Here is a 17,442-nt window from a genome sequence, read left to right on the forward strand (position 1 = left end):
TACATTTCTTTTTAAATCTCATAGTATTCATTATAAGCATTGTACAAGGTGTGAAAATAAAAATATTCTCAATTGTTGTCCAATCCTAAAATTTAAACATTGTTAAATTAAGCGCGGATAACTTCTTCTGTTTCATTATCAAAGAAGTGAGCTTTGTTCATGTTGAAACCTAAATCAATATTTTCACCTGGATTGTGGAAGTCACGAGCGTCTACACGTGCGATAAACTCAGTATCCCCAACTTTAGAATATAACATTGTTTCTGCACCTAATAACTCAGAAACTACGACAGTAGAGTGAACAATAGAGTTAGGATTTGCATCTAAGAAGACTTGTTCTGATTGAATATCTTCAGGACGAATACCAAATGTTAATTGTTTACCATTATATCCACGAGATTCTAATAATTGACGTTGTGGTTCCGTTACATTTAATTGTAATCCTTCGTTATTAGAAATGACACCATCTTTATAGGTTACTTTGAAGAAGTTCATAGCAGGTGAGCCAATGAACCCAGCAACGAATACATTGTTAGGTGTATTATATACTTCTTGAGGAGTACCAATTTGTTGGATAATTCCGTCCTTCATAATAACGATACGGCTCGCCATCGTCATCGCTTCTGTTTGGTCATGGGTAACGTAAATTGTAGTGGTATTTAAACGTTGATGTAATTTCGCAATTTCAGCACGCATTTGCACACGTAATTTCGCATCTAAGTTTGATAAAGGTTCGTCCATTAAGAATACTTTAGCATCACGAACAATTGCACGACCTAAAGCGACACGTTGACGTTGACCACCGGATAAAGCTGCTGGTTTACGGTCTAAATATTCTTTTAATCCTAAGATTTCAGCTGCATTATCAACACGTTGTTTAATTTCATCTTTTGGATATTTACGTAATTTTAATCCGAATGCCATATTGTCGAATACCGTCATATGTGGATATAAAGCGTAGTTTTGGAATACCATCGCGATGTCACGGTCTTTAGGAGCAACATCGTTCATTAAGGTGTCACCAATCCATAATTCACCTTCTGTAATATCTTCTAAACCAGCAATCATACGTAAAGTAGTTGATTTACCACATCCTGAAGGCCCTACGAAAACGATAAACTCGCGATCTTTAATATCTAAGTTGAAGTCAGTTACTGAATAAAAATCAGAACCTTCATATTTTTTGTGAATATTTTTTAATTTAATATCTACCATAACAATAATAACTCCTTTTGTTTTATTTGTATGATTTAATTATAAAGTGGAAACGGTTAATAATCTATCGTCCCAGTGCACAAAATAAATTCAACAAATTGTAGAAAAGGCTTTCAACTAATGAGAAGCTTCAATAAATATTTAAAAAAACAAGAAATTACGTTTTGAGAAATAGTGGTTTAGTGATAAAATAGAAATGATTAATAAAATCAAGGAGGATAACGATGACTCAGCAAGCAATTAGAGGGTTTGAAGTTATTACAAAGTATCAAAATGAAGCAATCAATTTGCCAAAAAGAGCCACTCATCACGCCGCAGGATATGATATTGAAGCGGCAGAAACGGTGGTATTACCAAGTTATTGGCGTTTACTGATTACGTATTTTTTGAAAGATATGAAACAATGGATTTTTCAACATCCCATGGAATCTAAGTCAAAAGAAGCGATAAAAGTAGAAACATTGATGAAACCAACCCTAATTCCAACCGGATTAAAAGCCTATATGCAAGAAGATGAATACTTACAGATTATTAACCGTTCAAGTAATCCACTAAAACGTTTTTTATCAATTCCTAATAGTGTCGGGATTATTGATCAAGATTACTATAATAATGAAGCAAATGAAGGTCATATTTATGTGCAAATGATTAATTTTGGTTTGAACGATCAAACCATTCAAAAAGGTGAACGAATTGCACAAGGCATTTTTACTAAATTTTTGAAGACAGATCAAGATACCGGTGGTGAAAAGCAAAGAACAGGAGGATTCGGTTCATCTAATAATGAATAAGCGGAGGATAAAATAACAACATGGCAAAAAAACGAATCATGTATGAATGTATGGCGTGTGGTTATGAATCACCTAAATGGTTAGGAAAATGTCCAGAATGTGGCGCATGGAATCAAATGGAAGAGCAAATTGTTCAGCCAACAGTGGTTCAACGAGCGAGTATTGCGTCCAACAGAACAGGTGACGATTATTATGCCAAAAAACTAAATGAAATCGAATATATTAATGAAGCAAGGGTCAATACCGATTTTTCAGAGTTTGACCGTGTCTTAGGTGGTGGGGTCGTAACGGGTTCATTGGTTTTAATCGGAGGAGATCCCGGAATTGGTAAGTCCACACTGTTATTGCAAGTTTCATTACAATTAGCGAATAAAAACCAAAAAATATTATATGTTTCTGGTGAAGAATCATTATCACAAATAAAAATGCGCGCGGAACGCCTTTCGATGGATAGTGATAATTTCTACTTGTATTCTGAAACAGATTTAACTGTGATTGCGAATGAGATTAGTCGTTTATCACCTGATATGGTCATCATTGATTCGATTCAAACGATGACTTTACCTGATCATAATGGCGTAGCCGGCAGTGTATCACAACTTAGAGAAACAACCAATATATTGATGCGCATTGCCAAAGATAATCAAATTGCTATTTTTATTGTAGGCCATGTGACTAAGGAGGGCAATATCGCTGGACCTCGTATGTTAGAACATATGGTCGATACGGTATTGTATTTTGAAGGTGAAAAGTATAATCGCTTTAGAATTTTACGAGCAGTAAAGAATCGTTTTGGTTCCACCAATGAAATTGGCGTTTTTGAAATGTTGGATGTAGGGTTGACCGAAGTGAATAATCCATCAGAATTATTTCTAGAAGAACGACTGGTTGGAGCTACCGGATCAACAGTTGTCCCTTCATTAGAAGGAACACGCACGATATTAGCCGAAGTACAATCCTTAATGACACCAACTGTTTTTGGTAATGCTAAAAGAACAGCGAGTGGCATTGATTACCAAAGGGTTTCCTTATTATTAGCTGTAATGGAGAAACATTGTGGTTTGATGGTCCAAAATCAAGATGCATTTTTTAAAACAACTGGTGGGGTTAAATTAGATGAACCTGCTATCGACTTAGCTATTGCGGTGAGTATTGCCTCAAGTTACTGGAATAAACCGACCAATATCGACGATTGTTTCGTTGGTGAAATTGGCTTAACGGGAGAAATTCGTCGAGTAACCCAAATTAAAGAACGGATTAGCGAAGCAAATAAATTAGGTTTCAAACGTATTTTTATACCCAAAAATAATCAGCCACCAACAGATACTCAATTGGCAATTGAAATTATACCGGTATCAACAATTAAACAAGCTTTAATGAAAGTTTTTCCAAAATAGAAAGGAGGTTAAAGATGTTTAAAAAAATTATTACAGCTCTTTCGATGTTAATCGGTTTAAGTTTTGGTTTAACCATTGCGCCATCATTGTGGAAAGGAATACCTAATGCACCGAATTGGATGAGTAATCTCTATGTGAATGCTATTATTTTTATTATTGTTTTTATGTTATTAGGGATGACACTTTCTCCATACATCGAAAAAGGAATTAAACGATTAATTGAATGGGTTAATAACTTAGCTACATCAAATTTAATATTAGGAACGATTGGTATTTTTGTAGGATTATTAATTGGTTATTTATTTTCATTACCGTTTAATAGTCTAAATATACCTTTTCTAAATTCAACATTACCACTTATTTTTTCTGTTACTTCTGCTTTAGTAGGATATCAAACGGCGATGAGTCGTAAAGAGGAATGGGGAAAATTAATCAACAGTAGACAAAATGTTAAAGAAACTGCCCTTAATCAAGATTCACAGTTGCTAGAGCGTAAAGCGAGTGATAATATGTATAAGTACAAGTTACTCGATACAAGTGTTATTATTGATGGACGTATTGTAGATATTGTAAGGACCAATTTTATTGAAGGAATCTTAGTAATCCCCAATTTTGTATTAGAGGAATTACAATTCATTGCAGATTCTGCCGATTCCTTAAAAAGATCAAAAGGTCGTAAAGGTCTTGATACCTTAAATATGTTACAAAAAGAAGCACTTATTCCGATTGAGTTTTATGAAGGTGATTTTGAAGAAATATCAGAAGTCGATAGTAAATTAATTCGATTAGCCAAATTAATGGATGCTGCGATTGTCACAAATGATTATAATTTAAATAAAGTTTGTGAATTTCAGAATGTGAAAGTATTTAATATTAATGCTTTAGCCAACGCCATTAAACCAGTGGTTATTCCAGGAGAACAAATGTATGTTCAAGTAATAAAAGATGGTACTGAGCGCAAACAAGGCGTCGCTTATCTAGACGATGGAACGATGATTGTGGTAGAAGATGGTCAGTATTATATGAACGAGTGGATCCATGTTATTGTAACAAGTGCTTTGCAAACAGCAGCAGGGCGCATGATTTTTGCTAAACCGGCCCACTCACACGGTAGAATAGAAACTAATGATAAAAAGGGAGTTTTATAATATGAGTCAAAAGATTCGTGTTCGTTATGCACCAAGTCCAACAGGAGATTTACATATAGGGAATGCTCGTACAGCCTTATTTAATTATTTATTTGCTCGTCATCACGGTGGAGAATTTGTCATTCGTATCGAAGATACAGATTTAAAACGTAATTTAGAGCACGGTGAACAAAGTCAAATGGATAATCTTTCTTGGTTAGGAATTGATTGGGATGAATCCCCAGAAAAACCAGGTGAATACGGACCTTATCGTCAATCAGAACGTCTGCACATTTATCAACCACTTATTGAACAATTATTAGCTGAAGATAAGGCTTATAAATGTTATATGACGGAAGAAGAATTAGAACAAGAGCGTGAAGCGCAAAAAGCTAGAGGAGAAATGCCTCATTATGGTGGTCAACATGCTCACTTAACTAAGGAACAAGAAGCAGCATTTGAAGCTGAAGGACGAGTTCCGGTTATTCGTTTCCGTGTGCCAGAAAATGTTGTTTATGAGTTCGATGATATCGTTAAAGGACCCATTACTTTTGAATCCAAAAATATTTCTGGCGACTGGGTCATTCAAAAACGAGACGGAATGCCAACCTATAATTTTGCGGTAGCAGTCGATGATCATTTCATGAAAATCACTCATGTATTACGTGGGGATGATCATATTGCCAACACCCCTAAACAAATGATGATCTATGATGCATTTGGATGGGAAGTACCAAGATTTGGGCATATGACATTAATCGTGAATAGTGAGACCAATAAAAAATTAAGTAAACGCGATGGTGGTATTTTACAATTTATCGAACAATATCGTAATTTAGGTTACTTACCAGAAGCAATGTTTAACTTTATTACATTATTAGGTTGGTCACCAGTTGGCGAAGAAGAAATATTCTCACATGATCAATTAATCGACTTATTTGATGAAAATCGTTTATCAACTTCACCGGCTGCATTCGATGCTAAAAAATTAGAATGGATTAACAATACTTATGTAAAACAGGCGCCACTAGAAAAAGTAGTGGAATTGGCCTTACCACATTTGAAAGCAGCAGGCAGAGTAAGTGAAAATCCATCTGCAGCAGAAATGGAATGGGTGACTAAGTTAGTCAGTTTATATCATGAACAAGTATCATACGGTGCTGAAGTCGTTGAAGTATCTGAACTTTTCTTCAGAGATAAGCTTCATATTGATGAAGCAGCAAAAGCAGAATTAGCGAATGAGACCGCACCCGTTGTAATCAAAGCGATGCGAGAACAATTAGAGAATTTAGATGAAGCAGATTTTACTGCTGAAAATATTAAACCTTTAACTAAAGCAGTACAAAAAGCAACAGGTGTTAAAGGACGCCAGTTATTTATGCCAATTCGTATCGCGGTCTCAGGTCAAATGCACGGACCGGAATTACCAAGTGTGATTGAAGTTCTAGGAAAAGAAAAAGCAATTAATCATATCGATCAAGTTTTAAATTTAATATAATCAATAGAGTGAAGCCTGTCACATTTTTGACAGGCTTTCTTGATAGAAACGGAGAATATTATGGCCATTCAAATTTATAATACTTTAACCAGAACCAAAGAAATTTTTAAACCGATAGTAGAAGGAAAGGTAAATTTTTATGTTTGTGGTCCCACTGTTTATAATTATATTCATATTGGCAATGCAAGAAGTGCCGTCTCATTTGATACTATCCGTCGATATTTAATCTATCGTGGTTATGAAGTGAATTACGTCAGCAATTTTACTGATGTTGATGATAAAATTATTAAAACGGCTAGTGAAGAAGGAATAACTCCTGAAGCGATTGCCGACAAATACATTCAAGCTTTTAAAGAAGACACTGCCGCAATTAATGTCATGCCGGCTACCCTTCATCCACGTGTAATGGAAAATATTAGCGATATCATTGAATTCATCCAAGTGTTAATCGAAAAAGGTTATGCGTATGAATCATCAGGCGACGTCTATTTTAAAACATCTTCATTTGATAAATATGGTCAATTATCCGATCAAAGTATTGATGAATTATTAGTGGGAGCGAGTGAGCGAGTTCAAGATTTAATTGCGGAAAGAAAGAATGATCCGCTTGATTTTGCTCTATGGAAACAAGCAAAACCTGGAGAAATTCATTGGCATTCGCCTTGGGGAGAAGGACGCCCAGGATGGCATATTGAATGTTCCGTAATGGCAACGAAATATTTAGGGAAGACGATTGATATTCATGGAGGGGGCCAAGATTTACAATTTCCACATCATGAAAATGAAATTGCTCAATCTGAATGTGCTACAGGGCATACATTTAGTAACTATTGGATGCATAATGGATTTGTGACGATTGGTCAAGATGATGAGAAGATGAGCAAATCGTTAGGGAATTTTGTACTATTACGTGATTTAATCAATGAAGTCGATCCATTAGTGGTAAGATTTTTATTGGCTACGGTCCATTATCGTCGTCCATTGCGTTTTGATGAGAAATCAATTCATGACGCGACCACTAATTTGGAACGCTTAAAAGAAGTGAATCGTCGTCTAAAACATCGCTTTGAAGATGCAGTAGAACAGGATTTAACAGAACAAGACCAAAAATTTAAACAAGCGATTAGAGAGAAAATTGAACAATTCGAAGCTGAAATGGACAATGATTTTCAAGCTGGGAATGCCTTAACTGTCATCTTCGATTTAACCAAAGTAATGAATAAATACCTTGAAGCATCAGTGGTTAATCGTGAAGTGATTGAATGGATGCAATCTAAGTTTGAGCAATTAATGAGTATCTTTGGTATTATTTTTAAAGAAACAGAGACTTTAGAAGAAGAAATTGAACAATTAATCGAAGAACGCAATCAAGCACGTAAAGAACGAAATTTTGCAAAAGCGGATGAGATTCGTGAACAATTAAAAGCACAAGGAATCTTATTAGATGACACGCCTCAAGGAACAACTTGGAAAAGAGTGACAACATAATGACCGATATTAATCCTTTTGACTTATTAAACGGTGCGGCCTTAGCTTATGTGGGGGACGCTGTATATGAACAGTTTGTGCGCAAACATGTGATTCAATCAGGACAAACATCCCCTAATAAGTTGCATCGTGCTGCGATAAAATATGTATCAGCTGAAGGCCAAGCAAAAGTTATGAAAAGTTGGATTGATTCAGAAGAACGATTGTCAACAAAAGAGATTGAAATTTATAAAAGAGGTCGTAATAATAAAGCGAATACCAAGGCAAAAAATGCCTCGATTGGCGATTATCGTCAAGCGACAGGCTTTGAAGCACTAATTGGTTGGCTATCCTTAACTAATCAAGTAGAGCGATGTACTGAGTTAATGACTTTAGCAATTAAATATATTGAAAATGAGGAGAATAAATGAAACAACATCAACACTCTGAAAAACGATCGAAATCAATCGAAAAGGAAGAATATTCTGAAGTTTTATTCGGACGTCATGTCGTAATGAAAGTTTTCAAAGAGAAAAAACAAATAAATAAATTATTTATTCAAAAAGGACTGACGGGAAGCGGGGTTAAAGATATACTGAGAGCAGCGAAACAACAAGGAGTCGTTTTTATCGAAGTCCCAAAAACTAAATTAGATGAATTAACTGACAATGGGAATCATCAAGGTGTGGCAATTACCTTGCCGCCATTTGAATATAAAACACTTGAAGACTGCTTTCAATTGGCACAAGAACGTGAAGAAGCTCCGTTTTTATTAATTTTGGATGGCATAGAGGATCCGCATAATTTAGGTTCAATTCTAAGAACAGCTGAAGCCACTGGTGTTCATGGTGTCATTATACCAAAAAGACGTGCTGTTGGATTAACCGGTATCGTGGCGAAGACTTCAGCGGGTTCAATTGAAAAAGTACCAGTAGTGCGTGTGACCAACATTGCTCAAACAGTCGAATTATTAAAACAAAAAGGTGTCTGGGTTTTTGCGACAGCCATGTCAGGTGAAGATATGCGTACTTGGAATAGCGAAGGAGCCATTGCACTCGTTATTGGTAATGAAGGCCAAGGAGTTTCACAAAATGTGATAGCAGCTTGTGATGGGACAGTCACCATTCCGATGACTGGAACCACTCAAAGCTTAAATGCTAGTGTAGCAGCAGGCGTTTTAATGTACGAAGTGGCGCGCAATCGACTAGGTAAGTAGAATATATGGAGGTGGTCACATGCTTAAGAAAAAAGATATCCTATTTGTCGACGGTTATAATATGATAGGGGCATGGCCACATCTAGCGAGCTTGATGAAAAAAGATGAATTAGCGCTAGCTCGAGATACCTTATTACAGGAACTATCTAATTTTAAAAAAGTAAGAGGCTATGATGAAATTTTTGTGATTTTTGATGCCTATTTAGTTCCCGGGATGACACAAAGATACGATGAGTACGATCTTCAAGTTGTGTTCACTAAAGAAGGGGAAACGGCGGACTCATATATCGAAAGAGAAGTTAATCAATATATCACACCTCTAAATAGGGTAGTCGTTGCAACGAGTGACTATGCCGAGCAATGGCTAATTTTTCAACGAGGCGCGTTAAGACAATCGGCAAATGAATTAGCAGTGGAAATTTCTTATACAAAACAGCAACTAAAAACTGAAATTTCAACGTATTACAATGGAATGCTAAGAAGAAGAAGCCCATGGCAAATTGAACAGTTAGCAGATTTAGACCGTTTGAGACGTGAGCTAGAAACGAAAAATAAAGAATAAATGAGGATGCATTTCTCCAATTGAATGGAGGATAATCATGCGTTTGGACTACTTAAGTAATGAAGAATTAGTGGTAATGTTACAGGCCGAGTTTGATGACGAAGCATTTAATGAATTATTTTATCGTTTTACACCTTTATATCGAAAATGTTTCAGACAGTACCCTATTATGGGGTTTGAATTGGATGATTACTTTCAAGAAGGACGCATTGCGTTAATGTTAGTGATTGAACACTATGATATCAAGGGAAAATACTATGTTGCCAGTTATTTTGCGAGAGTATACGAAAATCGCTTAATTAATTATTTAAGGAAATTAATGGCAAAAAAGCGTGAACAACAACTAAATCTCCTATCATTAAATGAACCAGTGAGTTTAGTTGATGGCAAAAATGAAGTGTATACTTATGGAGATTTATTATTTGAAGAGGGTCCTGATACCCTCGAATGGGTAATCGCAAAAGATACTCTTGAACAATTAATTGAAGATTTATCGGAATTAGAAAAAATGGTTTTCATCTATCGTATGATGGAAGAAGATAATAGTGTGTCTAATATTGCTAAAAAAATGAACGAAGATAGAAGAGTGATTGAAAATGCGCTAGCACGTTGCCGAAAAAAATGTCGACAGCATTTTGGATGACAAAGGGGATAAAGCGAGCCTAACACAAAAACAAAATAAGCAAACATTAAATTCAACACCTTTTATTCTATCTTGACAAAAAAGTAATTGATTTATATCATATAGTGGTAAGTAAATCGATGGGGAGGAATTGCTATGGCACAACAAAAGAAAACGGCTTTAGCGTGTACGGAGTGTGGCCAACGCAATTACCACATGACTCCAACACAATCTGGAAAAAATGTCAGATTAGAAATTAAAAAGTTTTGTAGATATTGCAATAAACATACAGTGCATAAAGAAACGAAATAGTTAGGATGGGAAGATAACGATGGGATATATTAAAGGTGTTTTCGAAGAATTAAAAAGAGTAAATTGGCCGTCTGTAGGCGAAATTAACAAATATACATGGACAGTTATTGTCATGATTATTTTGTTTGGTTTATATTTTGCAGGTGTTGATACTGTATTTGCTAATTTAATTAATTGGTTAGTATCATTATAAAATAGTTTTCAAATTAGTATTTTATCTGTATAATAGAGTTAAAGTAAAAACCTACAAGCCGTAGGTTTTTTATTATGGAAAAAAGTGAGGGGAATTAAGATGGAAGCAAAAAAAGAGTGGTATGTACTTCATACTTATTCAGGTTATGAAAATAAAGTTCGAGAAAATATTGAATTACGTAAAGAGAGTATGAATATGGAAGAAAATATTTTCAGAATTGTGGTACCTGAAGAAGAAATAATTGAAGTAGTCGACGGAGAGGAAAAGAGAAAAGTAGCAAAGACTTTTCCAGGATATGTATTAATTGAAATGGTGATGTCTGATCAGGCTTGGTTTATTGTACGTAATACACCAGGAGTGACAGGTTTTGTCGGATCTCACGGTGCGGGAAGTAAACCATCGCCTTTATTAGAAGAAGAAATGAATCAAATCTTAGGCGATGTCGAAACACCAGTACAACGTGTAGAATTGAATGTAAAAGTTGGCGATTATGTAGAAATTGTGGAGGGTGCTTTCTCCGGTTTAAATGGTTCAATTGTTGAAATTGATCAAGAACATCAAAAATTAAAAGTTTTACTTGAAATGTTTGGTCGTGAGACTGAAGCAGAAATCGAATTCCATCAAGTTAAGAAACAAGAGATTTAATCCACTATGAATGATATATTTAAAAGAATTCCGATTATTTATTCATTATTATTAGGTTTCACGCTAACAATAATAAGTTTGGTAATTTTTCCAAATATGATACTACCATCTTTGGAAAGCCTTCAAAAGATATACCCATCATTATTGATGCCTCATAAAAATTATTTGTATATTGGCGCAATCAGTATCTTTTGGCTGATTACGAATTTACTTTATATCGAATATTTCGAAAAGAATCAACGCTTTAAACAAATCTTTGATCACCAACTGAAAGAAATAGTCAGTATTGGTTGCTTAATGACCATTTTTTGGATAGTGAGCTGGTTGAATCATTCCTTATTATTGTCGTTAATATTTATTGCGGCTGCGACTAATTATCTATTAAAAGGGATTCGAATCATTAGCCAAAATAGTCAATTACGACAAAATAGTTGGTTAATTAAATTTCCGTCTGGATTTTTTGTTGGTTGGTTAATATTTGAAACCGTTGTGACTTTATTCGCTTATATGAAGTCAGTTGGCATCACATTTAGTGGCATCTTATGGGTGATTGTAGCCATTATGACGGTATTGTTATTAGCTTTATTTTCAAGTTATTATTATGCAAAATACGGTAATGGTATAATCATGATTGCGATAATATTGGGTGTATTCGGATTAGCCATACAACATCATAACAAGCAATTTCCTTACGCTAACAATATGATTTTTATCTGTACATTGGCAATAGGCGTGATGATGGTAGCATTATTTATCTATCTAACACACTTAAATAATCAACAAAATCAAAAATCAAAAACAGATATTGAAAAATAATACTTTCTTCTTGATTTCTAACACGTTATGTGTTAGTATACTTGGGTGCGCAAGTACGCACAATGAGTGGGAGGAAATGGTTTTCCATAAACCACATCACGAATAAAAAGATATAGGAGGAATTTTCGTGGCTAAAAAAGTAGTAAAACAAGTTAAATTACAAATTCCAGCCGGCGCAGCAAGCCCAGCTCCACCAGTAGGTCCAGCTTTAGGTCAAGCGCAAGTCAACATTATGGGGTTCTGTAAAGAGTTTAACGCTCGCACACAAGACCAAGCAGGATTCATTATTCCTGTAGTAATTGATGTATATGAAGACCGTTCATTTACATTTATCACTAAAAAACCACCAGTACCAGTATTATTGAAAAAAGCAGCTGGTATCCAAAAAGGTTCTGGTGTACCAAACAAAACAAAAGTAGCAACTATTACCAAAGCACAAGTTCAAGAAGTTGCTGAAACTAAAATGGAAGATTTAAACGCAGCTAGCGTAGAAGCAGCAATGCGCATCGTTGAAGGTACTGCTCGTTCTATGGGTATCACTGTCCAAGATTAAGCGCAGTGTAGTTTCTCGCCCCGTTTTCTATCGGGTGTGGGAGGTCAAACCGTTATAACCACAAGTATAGGAGGAAAATAAAAAATGGCTAAAAAAAGCAAAAACTTTAGTGCAGCATTAGAAAAAGTTGACCGCACTAAAAAATATGACATGACTGAAGCTATCGCTTTAGCAAAAGAAATCGACTTCGCAAAATTTGACGCGACTGTTGAAGTTTCATACAATTTAAACATTGACGTAAAAAAAGCTGATCAACAAATTCGTGGGGCTATGGTATTACCACACGGTACAGGAAAAACTTCTCGTGTTGTTGTTATCGCTCGTGGCGAAAAAGCTAAAGAAGCAGAAGCAGCAGGTGCTGATTTTGTTGGTGAAGCTGACTTAATCGATAAAATAAACGATGGATGGTTAGACTTTGATGTAATGGTAGCAACACCTGATATGATGGGTCAAGTGGGTCGTTTAGGACGTGTATTAGGACCTAAAGGATTAATGCCTAACCCTAAAACAGGTACTGTAACAATGGATGTTACTAAAGCTGTTGAAGACATTAAAGCAGGACAAGTTACTTACCGTGCCGACAAAGCAGGTATCGTAAACGTGCCAATTGGTAAAGTATCATTTGAAGATGCTAAATTAGCAGATAACTTTAAAGCATTACACGATCAAATCGTTCGCTTAAAACCAGCTACTGCTAAAGGTACTTATATCACTAACTTAGCTTTAAGTACTACATTTGGCCCTGGAATTAAAATCGATCCAACAACAATTTAAAAAATGAAAGTCAACCTCATTTAGGGGTTGACTTATAATATTCTTTTTTGTATTATATATAAAGTGTTAAACTACCGTAGACAGCAAGTGGCGAACGCCTTAATTTCTTGCCGAGGAAGTTCCGAATTTATGGATCTATCTCTCTGTGTCTAAGGTGACATAGAGATTTTTTTGAAAATCTCTAGCTCAATAAGACGGAGGTGAAACTTATGACAAAAGAAACAGTAATCATGAAAAAACAAGAAGAAGTAACAGAAGTTGCAGAGAAATTAAAAGCAGCTGCATCAGTAGTCGTTGTAGACTCATTAGGTTTAACTGTAGAAGAAGTTACTAATTTACGTAAAGAATTACGTGAAAACGATGTTTACATGAAAGTTGTTAAAAACACTATTTTACGTCGTGCAGCAGCAGAAGCAGGTATCGAAGGTATGGACTCAGTTTTCGTAGGACCATCAGCTATCGTTTATTCTGAATCTGAAGTAGTGGCACCTGCTAAAATTGTTGCAGAATTTGCTGATAAAGTAGAACATTTATCAATCAAAGGTGGTTTAATTGAAGGTGAAGTTTCTTCAGCTGAAGATATTAACGCTTTAGCGAAATTACCAGACCGCGATGGATTATTATCAATGTTACTTTCTGTATTACAAGCGCCAGTTCGCAATACTGCATTGGCTATCAAAGCTGTGGCTGAATCTAAAGAAGACGACGCAGCATAATCAATTATTACTTATAAAAACATAAACGGAGGAAATATAAATGGCTTTAAATATTGAAAACATTATTGCTGAAATTAAAGAAGCAACAATTATCGAATTAAATGACTTAGTAAAAGCAATCGAAGAAGAATTTGGCGTAACTGCTGCTGCTCCTGTAGCTGTAGCTGCTGCTGGTGGTGCTGCTGCTGAAGAAAAAACTGAATTTGATGTTATCTTAGCATCTGCTGGAGACTCAAAAATCAAAGTTATTAAAGCAGTTCGTGAAGCTACTGGTTTAGGATTAAAAGAAGCTAAAGAATTAGTTGACAACGCTCCTAAAGCGATTAAAGAAGGCGTATCTAAAGAAGACGCTGAAGCATTAAAAGCTTCATTAGAAGAAGTTGGAGCTTCTGTAGAAGTAAAATAATCTTCGATAGGTTATTATTTCATACAAATAAGAAAGGAATGATGGAAATCATCATTCTTTTTTTTGCTATGAAATAAAAATTTCCTAAGAATTACTTATTTTAAATGATTTTTTAACACTAATATAAAAAAAATAGGTATAATAGAGTAGAGTATTGAAAAAGGAAGTGAAGTGATGAATACAAAAATTTTAATAGTAGATGATGATCGTGAAATTGTGGAGTTGCTCAATATTTATTTACAAAACGAAGGTTATGAGGTTTTAAAAGCCTATAATGGTCAACAAGCGTTAAATATTTTAGAGGAACGAACAAATCTAAATATGGTATTATTGGACATTATGATCCCGCAAGTGGATGGCTTGAAAGTTTTATCATATATTCGAAAAAACCAAAAGAGCTTACCTGTTATTCTGGTAAGTGCTAAATCATCAGATACAGATAAAATACAAGGATTAATTAGTGGTGCCGATGATTATATCACCAAACCATTTAATCCATTAGAAGTTGTTGCTAGAATTAAATCTATTTTAAGACGCCAACAAAATTATATGCAACCAGAAGTACCGGACACCCTTATGGTCGGTCCACTGGAAATTAAGAAGGAATCTCATGAAGTTATAACTCTTTCTGGTGTTCAAATTCAACTTACCGCAATAGAATTTGGAATTTTATTTTTATTAGCGAGTCATCCTAATCGCGTATTTAGTGCGAATGAAATTTTTGAAGCTGTTTGGAATCAAGAAAGTGTTGTCAGTGCCAAAACGGTTATGGTTCACGTTAGTCACTTAAGAGATAAGATTGAGGAAGCGACTGGTGGTGAAAAAGTAATCCGCACAGTATGGGGTGTTGGGTATAAAATTGAAGCATAGTCAAGACAAACTACCTACAGTAAATTTTCGACGACACGAAATAGTTGAATTAGTGTTAGAAATTTTACTTACCATGGGGGTATTTTACTTTTTACACTTGGGTGTCACACTCCTGTTTATCGAGTTCTTAAGCCTGCCTATAGGTATGTATGGCGAAGAAGAAATGACTGCTTATGAATATTTTAAGTGGACTCCTGCAAAGTTAGAATTAGCAAAACAATCTTTTGCTGTTGTGATGATTTTTTTAGGAATAGGACTGACATATTGGCAGATGAAGCGTAAGATTTCTACTATCCACTTGAACCATCTTTTGGAATACTTAACTTATATTGCGAGAGGGAATTATCAATTAAGAATTCCAGATATGCAGGTTGATGAATTATCAGAAATTGTACGGAGTGTTAATTCTTTGGTAGATAGTACGGTTCATGCGATGGAGGAAGAACGTCGAATAGAAAAGACTAAAGATGAGTTAATCGCCAATGTGGGTCATGATTTAAGAACCCCTTTAACCTCTATCATCGGCTATCTAGGTTTAATTGAAAACAAACGGTATCAATCAGAAGAACAGTTACTAGAATATACTCATATTGCTTATCAAAAAGCAATGAGTATGCAAGTGATGGTCAATGATTTGTTTGATTACGCCGCTTCGAGATTAGTTTCATATGAAGTTACCCCTGAAGAAGTTCATCTAGATTTTTTCTTTGAACAACTGGCAGCAGAATTTGAATTAGAAGCAGCTGAAAAAAATATTGAAATTGAAATCAATGTGATGCCTAAAAACTTAATTGTTCATTTTGACCCAGAAAAAATGGCACGAGTATTTAATAACTTATTATCAAATGCGCTAAAATATGGACATGGTGCCACTAAAATAAAAATGAATGCTAACCTAATAGATGATGACCAGATCATTATGGATGTAGTCAATAACGGTGAGCTTCTAAAATTAGAAGAATTGGAAAAAGTTTTCCGAAGAAGTTATCGGGCAGATACCTCAAGAAATTCTGCTATTCCTGGGACGGGTCTTGGTTTAGGAATCGCTAGAAATATTGTAGAGTTACATAATGGTATCATTTATGCTATGATTGAGAATAACGAAATGATATTTAGAATCGAGATGAGTAGATTATAAATGAAGATGATTAATAAGATATTGATTTTATTATTATCTGTATTACTGGTGCTACCAAAGCATAGTTTAGTCAGTGCTCAAGAATTAAATATTGAAAATTTACCTGCTCAGTCTATGATGTTAGTCAATGGTGATAATGGGCAGGTTCTCTTTAATAAAAATTCTGAAGATCTTTTAGAAATTGGATCCTTGTCAAAATTATTACTGCTATATATAGTTTTTGAACAAATTGAAACAGAAAAAATTAATTTAGAGGATATAGTCCCTATTTCTAATTCTGCTTATGAGCTCAGTCAAGATTATGATATACCGAACGTTCCTTTAAGACAGGATTTTTCATATACGGTAGAAGAGTTAATAACGGCCATCGCAGTAAAAAATGCGAATGGTGCAGCGTTGGCTCTAGTTGAAAAAATTGCATCCAATGAAGCAGATTTTATAAAATTAATGGAACAAAAGTTAAGTGAATGGCAACTTTCAAATTATCAATTTGTCGATAGTTTGGGGTTACCTAATGACTATGAGACAGGTGTAGGAGAGTATCAAGGTCAAACTAATAAAATGAGTGCGGAGGCTATTACAACAGTGGCTTTCAGATTATACAAAGATTATCCACAATATTTAGAATATGCCTCGACTAAGGAATTAAATTTTAAAGCAGATACAGATGATGCTTTTCAAACAACAAGCAATAATCCATTATTAAAAGACACCAAACTGTCAGTCAATGGAATGTTTATTGGCTATGCTCCCCAAAATGGCTATAATCAAGTGATAAGTAGCAGTGATCAAGAGACGACCTATTTAGCGGTAGTAATCGGTGTGTCAGAGAATCAAGAAGACCCCTATTATCCTGTTGAACAATTGATTCAATATGCTAAGAGCAGTTTTGATACGAAGATTATTGTAAAAAAGAGAGTTTGACCGATGAAATCCCTGTTATAAATGTAGATGGAGGTACAAGAGATGTCATACATTCTGTTTATACAGATGATTTCGTACTTAGTGTACCAAAAGGCGATAATCAATTAAACATTGATTATCAATTTATACCCAATGAAGAGAAAACTGGATACCAAAATTATATAACCGCTCCAATAGATAAAGGAGATTTTTAGGAACATT

At 34.9% G+C, this 17,442-nt stretch carries 22 protein-coding genes and 1 other annotated feature; of the genes, 21 read left to right on the forward strand and 1 reads right to left on the reverse strand.

What is annotated here, in order from left to right:
* Positions 1–107: 107 nt before the first annotated feature.
* Positions 108–1,214, reverse strand: a complete 1,107-nt coding sequence (locus LB888_RS05070) for an ABC transporter ATP-binding protein (protein WP_276649843.1) — start codon at positions 1,212–1,214, stop codon at positions 108–110.
* Positions 1,215–1,438: 224 nt separating this feature from the next.
* On the opposite strand from LB888_RS05070, the gene LB888_RS05075 reads away from it, so the two are divergent.
* The 21 genes from LB888_RS05075 to LB888_RS05175 all read left to right on the forward strand — a co-directional run bounded on the left by LB888_RS05075 (position 1,439) and on the right by LB888_RS05175 (position 17,435).
* A complete protein-coding gene (locus LB888_RS05075) occupies positions 1,439–2,005 on the forward strand; it encodes a dUTP diphosphatase (protein WP_276649845.1) in 567 nt (188 codons plus the stop codon).
* Between the two features lie 20 nt (positions 2,006–2,025).
* Positions 2,026–3,402 (forward strand): DNA repair protein RadA, encoded by a 1,377-nt coding sequence (gene radA / locus LB888_RS05080; RefSeq protein WP_276649847.1) that lies wholly within the window; start codon positions 2,026–2,028, stop codon positions 3,400–3,402.
* A gap of 14 nt (positions 3,403–3,416) precedes the next feature.
* Entirely contained in the window at positions 3,417–4,550 is a 1,134-nt protein-coding gene (locus tag LB888_RS05085; protein WP_078755127.1) for a PIN/TRAM domain-containing protein, read from the forward strand.
* A gap of 1 nt (position 4,551) precedes the next feature.
* Complete coding sequence (gene gltX / locus LB888_RS05090; RefSeq protein ID WP_318753805.1) at positions 4,552–6,027, forward strand: glutamate--tRNA ligase; 1,476 nt, start codon at positions 4,552–4,554, stop codon at positions 6,025–6,027.
* 60 nt (positions 6,028–6,087) lie between these two features.
* On the forward strand, positions 6,088–7,515 hold the full coding sequence (gene cysS / locus LB888_RS05095; protein ID WP_318753806.1) for a cysteine--tRNA ligase: 1,428 nt from the start codon (positions 6,088–6,090) through the stop codon (positions 7,513–7,515).
* Positions 7,515–7,925 (forward strand): Mini-ribonuclease 3, encoded by a 411-nt coding sequence (locus tag LB888_RS05100; RefSeq protein WP_318753807.1) that lies wholly within the window; start codon positions 7,515–7,517, stop codon positions 7,923–7,925. The genes cysS and LB888_RS05100 overlap by 1 nt, the downstream gene beginning before the upstream one ends.
* Complete coding sequence (rlmB, locus tag LB888_RS05105; RefSeq protein WP_066125031.1) at positions 7,922–8,710, forward strand: 23S rRNA (guanosine(2251)-2'-O)-methyltransferase RlmB; 789 nt, start codon at positions 7,922–7,924, stop codon at positions 8,708–8,710. The genes LB888_RS05100 and rlmB overlap by 4 nt, the downstream gene beginning before the upstream one ends.
* 19 nt (positions 8,711–8,729) lie before the next feature.
* Positions 8,730–9,272: an NYN domain-containing protein gene (locus LB888_RS05110; RefSeq protein WP_318753808.1), complete on the forward strand. Its 543-nt coding sequence runs from the start codon at positions 8,730–8,732 to the stop codon at positions 9,270–9,272.
* A 37-nt stretch (positions 9,273–9,309) separates the two neighbouring features.
* A complete protein-coding gene (locus LB888_RS05115) occupies positions 9,310–9,915 on the forward strand; it encodes a sigma-70 family RNA polymerase sigma factor (RefSeq protein ID WP_311920711.1) in 606 nt (201 codons plus the stop codon).
* Between the two features lie 135 nt (positions 9,916–10,050).
* Entirely contained in the window at positions 10,051–10,206 is a 156-nt protein-coding gene (gene rpmG, locus LB888_RS05120) for a 50S ribosomal protein L33 (RefSeq protein WP_071407821.1), read from the forward strand.
* A 19-nt stretch (positions 10,207–10,225) separates the two neighbouring features.
* The gene (gene secE, locus LB888_RS05125; RefSeq protein ID WP_078755134.1) at positions 10,226–10,399 is read left to right on the forward strand and encodes a preprotein translocase subunit SecE; all 174 of its coding nucleotides are present in this window, start codon (positions 10,226–10,228) and stop codon (positions 10,397–10,399) included.
* 99 nt (positions 10,400–10,498) lie between these two features.
* The gene (nusG, locus tag LB888_RS05130; RefSeq protein ID WP_318753810.1) at positions 10,499–11,044 is read left to right on the forward strand and encodes a transcription termination/antitermination protein NusG; all 546 of its coding nucleotides are present in this window, start codon (positions 10,499–10,501) and stop codon (positions 11,042–11,044) included.
* Positions 11,045–11,050: 6 nt separating this feature from the next.
* Positions 11,051–11,860 (forward strand): hypothetical protein, encoded by an 810-nt coding sequence (locus LB888_RS05135; RefSeq protein WP_318753811.1) that lies wholly within the window; start codon positions 11,051–11,053, stop codon positions 11,858–11,860.
* 127 nt (positions 11,861–11,987) lie between these two features.
* Positions 11,988–12,413, forward strand: a complete 426-nt coding sequence (gene rplK / locus LB888_RS05140) for a 50S ribosomal protein L11 (RefSeq protein ID WP_066125045.1) — start codon at positions 11,988–11,990, stop codon at positions 12,411–12,413.
* Positions 12,414–12,497: 84 nt separating this feature from the next.
* Positions 12,498–13,187 (forward strand): 50S ribosomal protein L1, encoded by a 690-nt coding sequence (gene rplA / locus LB888_RS05145; protein WP_066125047.1) that lies wholly within the window; start codon positions 12,498–12,500, stop codon positions 13,185–13,187.
* A gap of 56 nt (positions 13,188–13,243) precedes the next feature.
* Positions 13,244–13,368: a sequence feature (ribosomal protein L10 leader region), on the forward strand.
* Between the two features lie 28 nt (positions 13,369–13,396).
* Positions 13,397–13,903 (forward strand): 50S ribosomal protein L10, encoded by a 507-nt coding sequence (rplJ, locus tag LB888_RS05150; RefSeq protein WP_078755138.1) that lies wholly within the window; start codon positions 13,397–13,399, stop codon positions 13,901–13,903.
* 40 nt (positions 13,904–13,943) lie between these two features.
* A complete protein-coding gene (gene rplL, locus LB888_RS05155; RefSeq protein ID WP_066125051.1) occupies positions 13,944–14,309 on the forward strand; it encodes a 50S ribosomal protein L7/L12 in 366 nt (121 codons plus the stop codon).
* Between the two features lie 174 nt (positions 14,310–14,483).
* Positions 14,484–15,179 carry a response regulator transcription factor gene (locus LB888_RS05160; protein WP_318753813.1) on the forward strand — a complete coding sequence of 232 codons (696 nt, stop codon included), beginning with the start codon at positions 14,484–14,486 and terminating at the stop codon, positions 15,177–15,179.
* 52 nt (positions 15,180–15,231) lie between these two features.
* A complete protein-coding gene (locus LB888_RS05165; RefSeq protein ID WP_318753814.1) occupies positions 15,232–16,317 on the forward strand; it encodes a HAMP domain-containing sensor histidine kinase in 1,086 nt (361 codons plus the stop codon).
* Positions 16,318–17,241, forward strand: a complete 924-nt coding sequence (locus tag LB888_RS05170; protein WP_318753815.1) for a D-alanyl-D-alanine carboxypeptidase family protein — start codon at positions 16,318–16,320, stop codon at positions 17,239–17,241.
* On the forward strand, positions 17,238–17,435 hold the full coding sequence (locus LB888_RS05175; protein ID WP_318753816.1) for a hypothetical protein: 198 nt from the start codon (positions 17,238–17,240) through the stop codon (positions 17,433–17,435). The genes LB888_RS05170 and LB888_RS05175 overlap by 4 nt, the downstream gene beginning before the upstream one ends.
* Positions 17,436–17,442 lie beyond the last annotated feature (7 nt).

This window comes from Globicatella sp. PHS-GS-PNBC-21-1553, assembly GCF_033564055.1.
GTDB classification, from domain to species: Bacteria; Bacillota; Bacilli; order Lactobacillales; family Aerococcaceae; genus Globicatella; species Globicatella sulfidifaciens.

What these genes read in the sequence shown, in the direction of transcription:
- LB888_RS05070 (WP_276649843.1), bottom strand. Translation starts at nt 1,214, where the DNA reads ATGGTAGATATTAAATTAAAAAATATTCACAAAAAATATGAAGGTTCT.
- LB888_RS05075 (WP_276649845.1), top strand. Translation starts at nt 1,439, where the DNA reads ATGACTCAGCAAGCAATTAGAGGGTTTGAAGTTATTACAAAGTATCAA.
- radA (WP_276649847.1), top strand. Translation starts at nt 2,026, where the DNA reads ATGGCAAAAAAACGAATCATGTATGAATGTATGGCGTGTGGTTATGAA.
- LB888_RS05085 (WP_078755127.1), top strand. Translation starts at nt 3,417, where the DNA reads ATGTTTAAAAAAATTATTACAGCTCTTTCGATGTTAATCGGTTTAAGT.
- gltX (WP_318753805.1), top strand. Translation starts at nt 4,552, where the DNA reads ATGAGTCAAAAGATTCGTGTTCGTTATGCACCAAGTCCAACAGGAGAT.
- cysS (WP_318753806.1), top strand. Translation starts at nt 6,088, where the DNA reads ATGGCCATTCAAATTTATAATACTTTAACCAGAACCAAAGAAATTTTT.
- LB888_RS05100 (WP_318753807.1), top strand. Translation starts at nt 7,515, where the DNA reads ATGACCGATATTAATCCTTTTGACTTATTAAACGGTGCGGCCTTAGCT.
- rlmB (WP_066125031.1), top strand. Translation starts at nt 7,922, where the DNA reads ATGAAACAACATCAACACTCTGAAAAACGATCGAAATCAATCGAAAAG.
- LB888_RS05110 (WP_318753808.1), top strand. Translation starts at nt 8,730, where the DNA reads ATGCTTAAGAAAAAAGATATCCTATTTGTCGACGGTTATAATATGATA.
- LB888_RS05115 (WP_311920711.1), top strand. Translation starts at nt 9,310, where the DNA reads ATGCGTTTGGACTACTTAAGTAATGAAGAATTAGTGGTAATGTTACAG.
- rpmG (WP_071407821.1), top strand. Translation starts at nt 10,051, where the DNA reads ATGGCACAACAAAAGAAAACGGCTTTAGCGTGTACGGAGTGTGGCCAA.
- secE (WP_078755134.1), top strand. Translation starts at nt 10,226, where the DNA reads ATGGGATATATTAAAGGTGTTTTCGAAGAATTAAAAAGAGTAAATTGG.
- nusG (WP_318753810.1), top strand. Translation starts at nt 10,499, where the DNA reads ATGGAAGCAAAAAAAGAGTGGTATGTACTTCATACTTATTCAGGTTAT.
- LB888_RS05135 (WP_318753811.1), top strand. Translation starts at nt 11,051, where the DNA reads ATGAATGATATATTTAAAAGAATTCCGATTATTTATTCATTATTATTA.
- rplA (WP_066125047.1), top strand. Translation starts at nt 12,498, where the DNA reads ATGGCTAAAAAAAGCAAAAACTTTAGTGCAGCATTAGAAAAAGTTGAC.
- rplJ (WP_078755138.1), top strand. Translation starts at nt 13,397, where the DNA reads ATGACAAAAGAAACAGTAATCATGAAAAAACAAGAAGAAGTAACAGAA.
- rplL (WP_066125051.1), top strand. Translation starts at nt 13,944, where the DNA reads ATGGCTTTAAATATTGAAAACATTATTGCTGAAATTAAAGAAGCAACA.
- LB888_RS05160 (WP_318753813.1), top strand. Translation starts at nt 14,484, where the DNA reads ATGAATACAAAAATTTTAATAGTAGATGATGATCGTGAAATTGTGGAG.
- LB888_RS05170 (WP_318753815.1), top strand. Translation starts at nt 16,318, where the DNA reads ATGAAGATGATTAATAAGATATTGATTTTATTATTATCTGTATTACTG.